At 42.0% G+C, this 12,413-nt stretch carries 10 protein-coding genes; 7 read left to right on the forward strand and 3 right to left on the reverse strand.

What is annotated here, in order from left to right; translation table 11 throughout:
* Positions 1-31: 31 nt before the first annotated feature.
* The 3 genes from guaA (at position 32) to FLL45_RS11205 (ending at position 4,015) form a co-directional block, all read left to right on the forward strand.
* Positions 32-1,606: a glutamine-hydrolyzing GMP synthase gene (gene guaA / locus FLL45_RS11195; RefSeq protein WP_142942091.1), complete on the forward strand. Its 1,575-nt coding sequence runs from the start codon at positions 32-34 to the stop codon at positions 1,604-1,606.
* Positions 1,607-1,745: 139 nt separating this feature from the next.
* Entirely contained in the window at positions 1,746-2,204 is a 459-nt protein-coding gene (gene tadA, locus FLL45_RS11200; RefSeq protein ID WP_142942092.1) for a tRNA adenosine(34) deaminase TadA, read from the forward strand.
* 248 nt (positions 2,205-2,452) lie between these two features.
* Entirely contained in the window at positions 2,453-4,015 is a 1,563-nt protein-coding gene (locus tag FLL45_RS11205) for a cytochrome-c peroxidase (RefSeq protein ID WP_142942093.1), read from the forward strand.
* On the opposite strand, the gene FLL45_RS23210 is transcribed toward FLL45_RS11205, so the two are convergent.
* The gene (locus tag FLL45_RS23210) at positions 3,930-4,691 is read right to left on the reverse strand and encodes a sugar ABC transporter substrate-binding protein (RefSeq protein ID WP_142942270.1); all 762 of its coding nucleotides are present in this window, start codon (positions 4,689-4,691) and stop codon (positions 3,930-3,932) included. The two genes, FLL45_RS11205 and FLL45_RS23210, sit on opposite strands and share 86 nt — an antisense overlap.
* A 140-nt stretch (positions 4,692-4,831) precedes the next feature.
* The gene (locus tag FLL45_RS11215; protein ID WP_142942094.1) at positions 4,832-5,152 is read right to left on the reverse strand and encodes a hypothetical protein; all 321 of its coding nucleotides are present in this window, start codon (positions 5,150-5,152) and stop codon (positions 4,832-4,834) included.
* Positions 5,153-5,318: 166 nt separating this feature from the next.
* On the opposite strand from FLL45_RS11215, the gene FLL45_RS11220 reads away from it, so the two are divergent.
* On the forward strand, positions 5,319-5,804 hold the full coding sequence (locus FLL45_RS11220; RefSeq protein ID WP_142942095.1) for a hypothetical protein: 486 nt from the start codon (positions 5,319-5,321) through the stop codon (positions 5,802-5,804).
* Positions 5,805-5,980: 176 nt separating this feature from the next.
* On the opposite strand, the gene FLL45_RS11225 is transcribed toward FLL45_RS11220, so the two are convergent.
* Positions 5,981-7,276, reverse strand: coding sequence for a glycerophosphodiester phosphodiesterase family protein (locus FLL45_RS11225; protein ID WP_142942096.1), 1,296 nt, complete (start codon positions 7,274-7,276; stop codon positions 5,981-5,983).
* A gap of 573 nt (positions 7,277-7,849) precedes the next feature.
* Here FLL45_RS11225 and FLL45_RS11230 point away from each other — a divergent pair.
* The 3 genes from FLL45_RS11230 to FLL45_RS11240 all read left to right on the forward strand — a co-directional run bounded on the left by FLL45_RS11230 (position 7,850) and on the right by FLL45_RS11240 (position 12,409).
* Positions 7,850-11,158 carry a S41 family peptidase gene (locus FLL45_RS11230; protein WP_210247163.1) on the forward strand — a complete coding sequence of 1,103 codons (3,309 nt, stop codon included), beginning with the start codon at positions 7,850-7,852 and terminating at the stop codon, positions 11,156-11,158.
* A 137-nt stretch (positions 11,159-11,295) separates the two neighbouring features.
* Positions 11,296-11,649 (forward strand): DUF1428 domain-containing protein, encoded by a 354-nt coding sequence (locus FLL45_RS11235; RefSeq protein WP_142942097.1) that lies wholly within the window; start codon positions 11,296-11,298, stop codon positions 11,647-11,649.
* Positions 11,650-11,692: 43 nt separating this feature from the next.
* Entirely contained in the window at positions 11,693-12,409 is a 717-nt protein-coding gene (locus FLL45_RS11240) for a TMEM175 family protein (protein WP_142942098.1), read from the forward strand.
* Positions 12,410-12,413 lie beyond the last annotated feature (4 nt).

Raw genomic sequence — 12,413 nt, forward strand, 5'->3', positions numbered from 1 at the left:
CCAAAGCACTATCACAAAAGGTAACTAAACGATGTCCACCGATATCCATGCTCAGAAAATTCTGATTTTAGATTTTGGTTCTCAGTACACTCAATTAATTGCTCGCAGAGTTCGCGAACTTGGTGTTTATTGTGAGCTTTATCCTTTTGACCTTGAAGACGAACATATTAAAGCGTTCGCACCGAATGGCGTCATCCTCTCTGGTGGTCCTGAGTCAGTGACGGGTACTGATACCCCAAGAGCCTCAGATTTGATTTTTCAATTAGGGGTTCCTGTGCTCGGTGTGTGCTACGGTATGCAAACCATGGCCCATCAACTTGGTGGCAAAGTAGCGAGTTCAGACAAACGAGAGTTTGGCTATGCGCAAGTGCGCCACGCAGAAAAGTCACCACTATTTGAAGGCATTGAAGATCATTCACAAGCCGGCAAAGGAGTGCTTGACGTATGGATGAGCCATGGCGATAAAGTCGTCGAGTTACCACCGGAATTTACGGTTATTGGCGAGTCTGATAACGCACCTTTAGCTGCCATGGCCAACGAAGAGAAGCAGTTCTATGGGGTTCAGTTTCACCCAGAAGTAACCCACACTCATCAAGGTGGGAGAATTTTGGAGCGGTTTGTGCGTAAAATTTGTGGTTGTGAAAAGTTATGGACCGCTGACAGTATTATTGAAAACGCCATCAACGAAATAAAACAAACTGTCGGTGATGAAGAGGTTATCTTAGGCCTGTCGGGCGGCGTTGATTCTTCTGTAACAGCAATGCTGTTGCATCGTGCGATTGGCGCTCAATTAACTTGTGTATTTGTTGACAACGGCTTGCTGCGCCTTAATGAAGGCCAACAAGTCATGGATATGTTCCATGAAGACTTCGGATTAAATGTTATTAAAGTTGATGCTGAAGAGCGATTTTTAACTGCGCTTAAAGGGGAAGTCGATCCGGAAGCAAAAAGGAAAATAATTGGTCGAGAGTTTGTCGAAGTCTTCCAGGAAGAAGCTAGCAAATTAAGCGCTGCAAAGTGGTTAGCGCAAGGCACTATATACCCAGACGTTATTGAGTCCGCAGGGGCTAAAACTGGTAAGGCTCATGTAATTAAGTCGCACCACAATGTCGGTGGGTTACCTGAAGATATGACATTACAGTTGGTCGAGCCGTTAAGAGAGTTGTTCAAAGATGAAGTAAGAAAAATAGGATTAGAACTTGGCTTACCTTACGACATGCTCTATCGACATCCGTTTCCAGGTCCGGGCCTGGGTGTAAGAATTCTGGCTGAAGTAAAAAAAGAGTATGCTGATTTACTGCGCAAGGCTGACAATATATTTATCGAAGAGCTTTATAAAAACGACCTTTACCACAAAACTTCGCAAGCTTTTGCCGTCTTTCTGCCGGTTAAGTCGGTTGGCGTAATGGGCGATGCCAGAAAATACGATTATGTTGTTGCGCTAAGAGCGGTTGAAACGATCGATTTTATGACTGCTCGTTGGGCACATTTGCCCTATGATTTTTTAGAGCATGTCTCCAATCGAATTATTAATGAAATCGATGGAATTTCACGAGTAACCTATGATATTTCATCGAAGCCACCAGCGACTATCGAGTGGGAATAATTGCTTGAGGGCTTGCTATTTTTAAATCATTTAATGACTCGCATTCGGGCTAAGTGATTATCACAGCCCGAACATTAGTTTATCGATTTAATCATTCAGAAAAAAGTCTATCGACTCACCACCTAACCCGTAAATGCAAATGGATACTAACCACGATCATCATTATTGGATGGAAAAGGCGCTCGAACTAGCCCGTAAAGCGGAGTCTGAGGGAGAGGTCCCCGTTGGCGCGATTTTGGTCAAAGATGGTGAAATTGTTGGTCAAGGATATAATCATCCCATAGGCTTAAATGATCCGTGCGCACATGCCGAGATTCTGGCACTCCGTGAGGCAGGCCAAAAACTGGCGAATTATCGGCTGGTTGATACAACCATGTATGTTACGCTCGAACCCTGTGCAATGTGTGCCATGGCAATGGTTCATGCGCGAGTCAAAACCTTAGTTTATGCGACTAAGGAGCCCCGCACGGGTGCAGATGGCAGTTTGTACCAATTACTGCGACACGCGGGTCACAATCATCAACTAGAGGTTGTAGCGGGGGTGATGCAGTCTGAGAGCGCCGCCATGTTAAAAGCGTTTTTTCGAGCGAGACGCTAGCGAGATATAACCCCAGTAAGCAGAACTTGTAATAATAATTGGCCTGAATTGGTTGATCTCTGGCAATAATAACGAAAATAACACTATTCCCCTGAAGATCATTTTGCTAAAATCTCATTACGGCTTATGAAAGGGATGATCATGAGGCTTTTGGCTTTGCTTATCGAATCCTTTCACAAGAGGAATTCACATTCGATTGGTCTCCTCAAGCCAAAACCGGGGGTTTAAATATCAAAAGGGAAGTTACTATGTCGTATTCTGATCTATCCAGTAATAATAATAAATCTACTATTCAATCTTTAAAGCTCAATCAGTTTTCAGCGTGTATTAGTGCAGCACTTTTATCAGCAGCAATGTTGGGATGTGGTAGCAGCAATAATGGGCTGTCTGAAGAGCAACAACTTGTTGAAGATGTCAGGGATGTTATCACAGCGAAATCATTGACCGGTGATCCTGCCTCAGGCAGAGATTTGCCAAGTATCGATGATCCTAAAGCACAACTAGGAATGAAATTATTCTTCAGTAAAGCGCTTGGCGGTGAAATGGACACTGCTTGCGTGACTTGTCATCACCCAGTATTGGGTGGTGGAGATGACTTGTCGTTACCTGTTGGTGTCGACTCTGAATCTCATGACTTGCTTGGACCTGGACGTTTCCACAGTGTTTCGGGTGAACACTTTGATGGTGGTCCGACCGTCCCACGAAATGCACCAACAACTTTCAATCTCGGTCTTTGGGACAATGTTTTGTTCCATGATGGACGACTAGAAAGTTTGACCGGTACAGCAGGTATGAATGGCGCAGATGGCGGCATTAGAACGCCTGATTCAGCTTTTGGTGAAGCGGATCCGAATGCCGGTGCAAACCTAGCAATTGCGCAAGCAAGATTTCCAGTGACTTCACCAGAAGAAATGAAAAACTTCGGTGCATTCGATGGTACCAACAACACCGAAGTGCGCGAGTTCCTAGAACAACGCGTTGGCGGTTACGGTACTCCGCCAGGTAGTGTGTTACCAATGAATCAGTGGCTTGAAGAATTCCAATCTGCGTTTAATGCGCCGGAAGGCACTGCGGAAGAGTTGATTACTTTTGCTAATATGGTTGAAGCAATTGGTACTTATGAGCGCTCTCAAGTGTTCGTTGATACGCCTTGGAAAGCATTTGTTGAAGGTGACGATAATGCTATCTCCGACGAAGCAAAGCGCGGAGCGCTTATTTTCTTCAATGATGTGGCAAGTGGCGGTGCAAACTGTGCATCTTGTCATAGCGGCGACTTTTTCACTGATGAAAGCTTCCATAATATCGGAATGCCTCAAATCGGTCGTGGTAAAGGTGACGGGGTAAATGGTAACGATGATTTTGGTCGTTTCCGTGAGACTGGCGATGCTGCGGATATGTATGCATTCCGCACACCATCACTTATCAATACCTCAGCGACTGGGCCTTGGGGACATGCTGGTGCTTATACAACGCTTGAAAATGTGGTTCGTCATCATTTAGATCCACAAGCGGCGTTAGATAACTATGACTGGTCTCAATTAGCGCCCAATATTCAAGCTGTTGATATGGTCGCCAACACTCAATCAGCAATTGATACTTTAGAAGCGAGTCGAACTGCTGGTACGGCCATGCTTGAAAATGTTCAGTTAACGGATGAGCAAGTTAATGATTTGTTAGCATTCTTAATGGCACTCACTGATCCATGTGTTGAAGACAGAGCGTGTATCAGTCAGTGGATTCCTGATGCAAGTGACTCCAATCCTGATGCATTGAGGCTGAATGCCGTTGATGAAAATGGTGACTTCCTATAACAATGAACTTTCTATAGTTGTTAAGTCTCAAAAGATAAAAGCGCATCATTAGATGCGCTTTTTTTTGCTCTGAGATAGTTCGCTCGAGCAAACTTACTGCTTTAACCCCTAAATTATAGCCATTTTGGATAATTAGGTTTTTCAGTGGCATCTTTTTTAATTGAAGCAAAGTCATTGCTGTAGGGCTCCCTTCATAGCCAATTATAACGAAACGACTTTTTAAATCTTGATCGGCACAATAGGCCTCAATCGTTCCAACCGCCATTTCATCATTTGCGGCAAAAAGGCCTTGAAAATCTTTTAACTTACCCGCTTCGATAACCGCTTTAATTTGTGCAAAAGCAAGCTCCCTTTGCCACCCACAATCATAGGCTTGAACGTTGACCGCACCGTTAAATATGCTTAACGCACTAATAAAAGCTTGGTAACAAGATTGCTGTTCTTTGGCATGGAGGAGAATAATATTTTCTGGTGTTTGGTTAAGTTTTTTTAATTCTTCAAACAGCGCCCTGGCCGCGAGTTCACCGCCCAGCTGATTGTCATAGCCGATAAATTTTTTACCTGAAATAACTGCTTTGTTTTTGATAAAAATCTCAGGGAGTGTGTCGACTAAAACTAGTGGTAATTTAATCTGATCGACTAAATTAATCAGTTGCTCTGGGGCTTCATGGTCGATGACTGTGGGTAAATAATGCCGCCTTCATAATGGGCACTATCTTTTTCTATCGTGGATAGAAACTCTTCAAATGCAGCACCACTATATTCAGAATTAGGTGGCGGTAGCCATAAGGCTACTTTGTGCTTGCGCGCTGAAGACTAATTAATGCCATTGAGTAGGTCAACGTGAAATGGTTCGTTTGATAATGAAGGAAGGGCAACAAATAAATGTTTTGATTTGAATGTATGTCGATGTAATTTTTGCCAATTTGATACAAGATAAGCACAAAAACCGAGAACGAGAATGATGGCGAACATAATGATTAATTGGTTATGTCTCGATTCTCCGACCCATTCAGCTATTAGTAGTTCAGCAACAATCCAAATCATGATGGCTATGACCAAGAGGCTACTCATCAATATGGCATTAAATTCTTTGGCTTTCGCTATTTCTGACAGTGAACCTTTAATCCAATCCATGAATAATCCTCCTATGAGATTTGGTGTCAGACTACACTACACAGATCACCAAAAGATTCTAAAGAAACTAAGTTATAACAAGCCGACTAATAAACTAAGTGTCGATTTGCTATGAATGCCTAATCAGTGTAATTTGTATTGGATTTATAATAATAAGGAGAAAACAATGTCCGATGAGAGTAACAAAAATACGCCCTATGAATCGCCGAACGCCGACGTTCAAATGAGTAACAAAAAGGTGCCAGTATGGTTTTGGGTCGTCAGTATAATTGCATTAATATGGAATTTATTAGGTCTAATGGCGTTTGTCATGCAGCTCTTAATGACACCGGAAATGATTGCGGCGATGCCTCAGGCGGAACGTAGTTTATATGAAAATTTTCCTGGGTGGGTTTATATTCCATTTGGCGCTGCGGTAATCGGCGGAACACTTGGGTGTGTTTTTCTGTTAATGAAGAAGGGGTTTGCATTTGAACTTTTTATCATTTCTTTAGTGGGGGTAATCGTTCAAAATGGCTACTCACTATTGATGACAAATGCGGCAGAGATTTTAGGTGTACAAGCAATCATAATGCCACTCGTTGTCATTGCAATTGGGGTAGGCTTAATAATTTTTTCTGCAAAAACTAAGAAGCTTGGATATTTGAGTTGATATTTAAACTTGCTAAATAAAAGGTTTAAAAATGAGCGAGCGCTGAAGCACTCGCTCAATATCAAGTTAAAGTGGAGAGATTCTCGTTTTTGTAATTGATCGGGTTGAGACTATTTAAAACAGTAAATAATATTCGTTAGTCTTAATCTAAATTCTCAAATTTTATTGTCTAACGTTTATTTGATACCTTTACAATTTGCATAGTAAGATACAGTCGCTGGCCAATCTGAAAAAATGCCTTTCACTCCGACATCTTGCGCCAAAACATCGAGTAATGTGAGCATATCACCATCGTTATCGATTGCATTAGCGATTGATTGATAGTACCAACCACCTCCAGAAGCAAGTGGTCCTGAGCGTTCAATCGTCCAAGTAATAATTTCAAGTCCTGCTGCTTTTGCTTCAGTGGCATAAATAGAAGGAACAATTTTGTTTTCGCTATTTAAATCCACTAACATCCACATCGGTGGTGCGATGATTTGTACTCCATCGGCAACTAACTCTTGCATGGTTGGCGACCAGCTTGCAGGTTCTCGGAAGTCAAAAGTAGCAATACTATAGCGTCCATCTAAGTAAACCGCTTTTTTACCAAAACGAGGTTCGTTTTTAATCCAATATTTTACATCGTCAAGATTAAACGACTGAGGGTAAACTTTACGCGCGGGTACCCCCGCTTCTTTGTATTCATCGATCATTTGTTGTGCGTAATCTTCTTGGGTATAAGTTCCTTGATAAGGCATTTCAACGCTCGGTGACTTAAGTTCTGGTGTCATTTTTACTCCCAGTGATTTGAATAGTTCGATACTTTCCTTATGAGTTAATAGCGTTCCATTTTGAGAATATAAATCGGTCCGCCAGTCAGCCGTTGCGTTTATGTAATCTTCAAGTGTAGTGGCTCTCGGGTTAGCTGCGTCCATTTTGCCCTTTAGCGTTTTAAATTCTTCGAGTGTAATATCGCTTGTACAACATTTTGCTGATGCAGCTTGTAGGATATTGCCATCGGTATCGTACATTGCAGGTGAAAATGGAACTGAACACTTTGCCGCGAGTGGGGTTTGTAAAATGTTTGTTGTTGTATGAAGGTCACACTGTGAATGCCTGCAGACTAGCGCTTTATCTTTAGTAAAGGTCACATCGCATTCTAAAATGCCAGCCCCCATTCTTGCTGCGGCTTCATAAGATTCTTGAGTATGTTCTGGGAATTGCATTGGTGCGCCACGATGGCCGATTGAAAAGTTAGTTTTTTTAAATCGCTTTTTTTTGCTACACGATAGTAATTGATCTTTCAGTGGACCGACGTCCATATCTTCGACTAAGTAGTAAGGTCTAGCGCCCAGTTGCGAAGCTTTTGGATATTTGAGTTCAATGCTATCGTTATCATGTTTTTTGTTGCCTGCTTGGCTAGAGTAAGCGAAGCATGATAAGAATATTAATACCGCTGATATTTGAATCAGCTTGATGTTTAAATTCATTTTGTATCCCTTTTAGTGATAATGACTCGTCAGTAGTAAAAATTAAGTAGTTGCGCAGTTAAAATTTAAATAACGTATTCTCAATGGCACTCGCCAGCCTTGATACGAATTACGAAATACAAAACTAGGCAACTAATATGACTCAATCACGACAGCTTTATGTCTAAAAAATGAAAGTTAACACTAGTCAGAATTGCTAGGATAAATCGATAACAATATAACCAAAATATTAAATTTAAGAGTAAACTTTTTAGGCGTTTTTAACAAAGTCTCATTTGGAGATATCTAAAAATATCGGTGCTACGCTAACAATTTATTCGAAATTAATCGAACGAGTCATATTCAAAAAGGGATGGCTTTACGAGCGAATATTAGAACGCTAATGCTGGGTGCCATTTTATTTGGCTGCGGTGTACTCAATAGGGTCAATAAATTATAGAGGCTCACTCTAGGTTAATTGGGTAAAAAAGAGTGTAGTGATACTCCCATAAGAGTTTTGCTTTTACAGTTATCTGGTATTTGACGTATAAAAGTGATAAAAACAAACAATAAAATAAAACGAAGGAAAATAATATGACTCGACGGATTCAATGTTTACTTAGGCCGATGCATTTTTCACTGTTAAAAGCTTTATGGATAGTTTGTTTAAGTTTAGTCTTTTATTCAGGGAGTAGTAACGCGTCGACGCAACTTTTAAGTCAACCTTCAATATCTGAAAAACATTTAGTGTTTGTTTTTGGCGGTGATATATGGGTTGCTCAACGCGACGGTAACAACCCAAGACGCTTGACCTCTCATCCGGCAACTGAGCTAGCGCCAAAAATATCACCCGACGGGAAAACTGTGGCCTTTACGGCTTATTATGATAGGAATCCTGACGTTTACCTAGTGAGTATTGATGGAGGCCAACCGAAGCGATTAACCTTTCATCCAGACGCTGATATGGTGAATGGCTGGACGCCTGACGGTCAGTCGGTTGTCTTTACTTCTAGTCGAGAAATTCTAAATAGTCGAAGTCGTCAACTTTACGAAATTTCTATCGCTGGTGGATATCCGCGCAAAATTATGGAAGCCATTGCGTATGAGGGCACATGGAATTCAAGTGCAACAGAAGTCGCTTATAGACCTTTCCACACGGCTCACGGCGGTGCAAGTGGTTGGCATTTGCATCGAGGTGGAACAACGCCTCCGATCTGGATAATTAACCCTAAAACTGGGAAAACCGAAAAACTCCCCCACAATCGCAGCAATGATACCAATCCAATGTGGCGCGATAATATGGTTTACTTCATCTCCGATAGAGACAATGTTGCTGCTAATTTATATGCATACAATAGAAAAACTCAACTCGTCAGCCGACTGACCGAAGAAGTTGATTGGAATATCCGCTCGGCGGCAATTTACAACAATACTATTGTTTATGAGGTTGGTGGGATTCTCAAGCGTCTTGATTTAGATTCGGGGCAATCCACGAATATTGAAGTGAATCTAACGTCAGACTCAGTTCAGTTACGTCCTCAATGGAAAAATACAAGCGGTAATATCGAGCGATTTGAACTTTCAAAATCTGGCAAACGTGCGGTTATCACTGCGAGAGGAGATATCTATACGGTACCTCTCGAAGATGGCAGTATTCGTAATATCACTGCGACCGATGGAGTGAGAGAAAGTAATGGGGTTTGGTCGAGTAACGGTAAGAAAATTGCTTTTATTAGTGAAGCTTTTTCGAAGAAAAACATTGTCGAACATCAGTTAATAATTGCAGATCAAACCGGGTTAGGCACTCGGCAGACGATTGATTTAAAGTCAGAGCATTACTTAACTTTGTTAAGTTGGTCGCCGGATGATTCACACATTATTTTTCAAGATAACCATCTTCGTTTGTTTGGCGTTAACCTTAAGTCAAAGCGAGTATTTAGAATTGACACCGATCAGCGTCGCGCGGGTTTAGACTTCAGCTTCTCGAGTGATAGTCGATGGTTAGCTTACACGGTAAGTGGTGAAAATTATTTTAGCCAAATTAAATTGTACGATTTCAAGCGCAACAAAAAATACTTGATTACTGATCGTATGAGCCATGCGCATTCGCCGGTATTTGCAAAAGATGACTATCTGTATTTTGCCGCTTCTACCAACACCGGACCATCGCAAGTTGGACTTGATATGTCGACTCAAGAACGCCCAGTGAGAAGCGCCATCTATGTTGCTGTCCTCGCAAAGGACGGGAAATCACCGTTAATTCCTAAGACGGGTGATGAAGAGACAAGCAAGACGGGTGAAGATAAAAAATCTGAGGAAGAGGAGGAGGCACAAGCTATCCAGATCGACCTCACTGGGATCTTAAACCGGGTTGAAGCACTCCCTCTACCGGAAAGAAACTACGACTCGTTGTCAGTCGCGGACGATGGTGCACTTTTCTTTGTCGAACGAATACAACCAGGGGTGAGCAATGAACTACCGGGCTCTGAGCGCTTTGCGACAGCCGACTTAAAGCGGTTTGATTTTGAAAAGAAAGAAGCGGCAGTCGTCATGAGCGATGTGGGCACCTATGTCATGAGCGCTGACGGCAAAAAATTATTGATCATGACCAAAGGTAATAAGTTAGTTCATGGTGATGCAAAAGATAAACTCGAAACAAAATCATTGGATACAGCTGGAATGCGGGCTTTTGTTGAACCAAAACAAGAGTGGTTGCAAATATTTAATGAAACTTGGTGGATGCAAAAAGAATATTTTTATGATCCTGGAATGCACGGCTCAGACTGGATGGCCGTCTATAAAAAATATCGACCACTTCTAGAGCATGTGTCACGTCGCGAAGACTTGAATGAGCTTATGGTTGAAATGATCGGTGAGCTAGAAGTGGGTCACAATCGAGTTTGGGGAGGGGATGTTCACCGTGAGACGGCCGCATCTATCGGTTTGTTAGGCGCGGACTTTGCGATAAAAAATAATCGTTATCAAATCGTGAAGATATATACCGGTGAGCGCTGGAATCCTTTCTTAAAAGCGCCGCTTTCTATCCCGGGAATTGGCGTTAAAGAGGGTGACTATATTCTTGCTATAAATGGTCGTACTTTAACCGCGCAAGACAATATTTTTAGTTTTCTAGAAGGAACCAATGGCCAACAAATATCACTAACGGTAAATGCCAAAGCGAGTAGCAAAGGCGCGAAGACTATTGTTGTCGAGCCAATCGATAATGAGAGAATGCTTCGCCACTGGTATTGGGTGGAAAAGAATCGGCGTTATGTCGAGGAGAAGACTGATGGCAAAGTGGCTTATGTCTATTTACCCAATACAGCTGGCGCAGGTTATACCTATTTCAACCGGATGTTTTTTGCGCAAGTAGATAAACGCGCAGTCATTATCGATGAGAGACGAAATAGTGGTGGACAAGCAGCCAACTACATCACCGACGTTTTGTCACGGCAATATCTAGCGGGATGGAAAGACCGCGATGGTCTGGTTTTCTCAACACCCGGTGGCGCGATATATGGACCCAAAGTTATGCTTATTGATCAAGATGCAGGTTCCGGTGGGGATTTTTTACCTTATTCTTTTAAACGCATGGGACTTGGTAAGCTCATCGGAAAACGAACCTGGGGAGGGCTTATTGGAATTTCTGCTAACCCAAGACTGATCGATGGGGGAGGACTTGTGGTTCCGTTTTTCCGCTTTTTTACTCCAGATAGTGAGTGGCGAGTTGAAAATGAAGGGGTTGCGCCGGATATCGAGGTAGATCTTGAGCCTAGCCAGGTTAACCAAGGTGTTGACACTCAGCTGGATAGGGCGATCAAGGAAGTGCTTGAACAGCTAAAAAGCTATCAACCTGTACGACTAGATGAAGCACCCCCGATGCCCAAAGAGTTGGGCAAATAGGTTTTCATAACGATAAAGATCTATAGGCGAAAAGGGGCTTATACATCGCTCAAATAACAAAAATGAATCGACTTTTAATAAGCAATTTTATTTGGTTGAGCATTTACTAAAATTCTTAATAATAAAGGAGAAGTTAAATGAAATATGTCGATGGTTATCTTGTGCCAGTTTCTAATGCAAATAAGGAGGCGTATTTTGAGATGGCTAAAATTGCTGCGCCAATTTTTAAGGAAAACGGTGCTATCAGTGTCGTAGAAACTTGGGGAGATGATGTGCCTGATGGTGAAGTCACTTCGTTTCCGATGTCTGTAAAACTCAATCCTGATGAGACTGTTGTTTTTTCTTGGATTGTGTGGCCTTCAAAAGAAGTACGCGATATCGGGATGAAAAATGCGATGCAAGATGAACGCTTTAAACCATTTGAAAAAGCGATGCCTTTTGATGGCAAACGAATGATATTTGGTGGCTTCAACATGCTACTAGAAGAGTAGTCGATTTTTCAATGACAGTTGGTGAGTAGAGCTTTAATAAACGATGAGTATCAAAAAAGACTGGCCTGAGTTTGAGATGCGTGGTGCAGCGATGGATCGCTTAGAAACTTTCGTCGCAGCAGCCTTGGCCTTTGCCGTGAGCATGGTAGTGATTTCTGTGGATGGCGTACCTCAGTCTTTTGCAGAATTTTATAACGCAGTAAAAACGATTCCTGCGTTTGCTGCGAGCTTTGCGATAATTGCCTGGATTTGGCATTCGCATGCGAACTGGTGTCGTCGTTATGGATTGGAAGATGGAAAAACCGTATTCTTAAGCTGCTGTTTAGTATTTTTAGTCCTTGTTTATATTTATCCGCTAAAACTTACAATGCAAGGATTTTTTGCGGTTCTTACTGACGGTTTTGCGCCCATGAATATGTCATTCGATGCCTATTGGAAAGTGCGTTTCATGTTCGCATTCTACTCTGTTGGCTTTTTGTTGGTGACCCTAAATTTTGTTGCTTTGTACTATCATGCATTGAATTCGAAAAACGCATTAAAGCTGTCCATCTATGAATATTTAGATACTAAGTTTGATATCCAAAATTGGTTAGCCGCTTCAGGTGTCGCTTTATTCTGTTTAGTACTCGCGCTATTGTTGCCTGACGAATTGATCGGTTTTTCAGGATATGCCAATTTCTTACTTTTTCCTGTGTTATCAGGCATGGGGTTGTATCATTCTAAGAAGCGTAGCGACTTGCTTGAGCAAGACGAAACATAACCTG

This window comes from Aliikangiella marina (assembly GCF_007004765.1).
Taxonomy (GTDB): Bacteria; Pseudomonadota; Gammaproteobacteria; order Enterobacterales; family Kangiellaceae; genus Aliikangiella; species Aliikangiella marina.

Excerpts from the sequence above, each read along its gene's own strand:
- FLL45_RS11205 (WP_142942093.1), top strand. The coding sequence starts at position 2,453 with ATGTCGTATTCTGATCTATCCAGTAATAATAATAAATCTACTATTCAA.
- guaA (WP_142942091.1), top strand. The coding sequence starts at position 32 with ATGTCCACCGATATCCATGCTCAGAAAATTCTGATTTTAGATTTTGGT.
- FLL45_RS11215 (WP_142942094.1), bottom strand. The coding sequence starts at position 5,152 with ATGGATTGGATTAAAGGTTCACTGTCAGAAATAGCGAAAGCCAAAGAA.
- FLL45_RS11235 (WP_142942097.1), top strand. The coding sequence starts at position 11,296 with ATGAAATATGTCGATGGTTATCTTGTGCCAGTTTCTAATGCAAATAAG.
- FLL45_RS11225 (WP_142942096.1), bottom strand. The coding sequence starts at position 7,276 with ATGAATTTAAACATCAAGCTGATTCAAATATCAGCGGTATTAATATTC.
- FLL45_RS11230 (WP_210247163.1), top strand. The coding sequence starts at position 7,850 with ATGACTCGACGGATTCAATGTTTACTTAGGCCGATGCATTTTTCACTG.
- FLL45_RS11240 (WP_142942098.1), top strand. The coding sequence starts at position 11,693 with ATGAGTATCAAAAAAGACTGGCCTGAGTTTGAGATGCGTGGTGCAGCG.
- tadA (WP_142942092.1), top strand. The coding sequence starts at position 1,746 with ATGGATACTAACCACGATCATCATTATTGGATGGAAAAGGCGCTCGAA.
- FLL45_RS11220 (WP_142942095.1), top strand. The coding sequence starts at position 5,319 with ATGTCCGATGAGAGTAACAAAAATACGCCCTATGAATCGCCGAACGCC.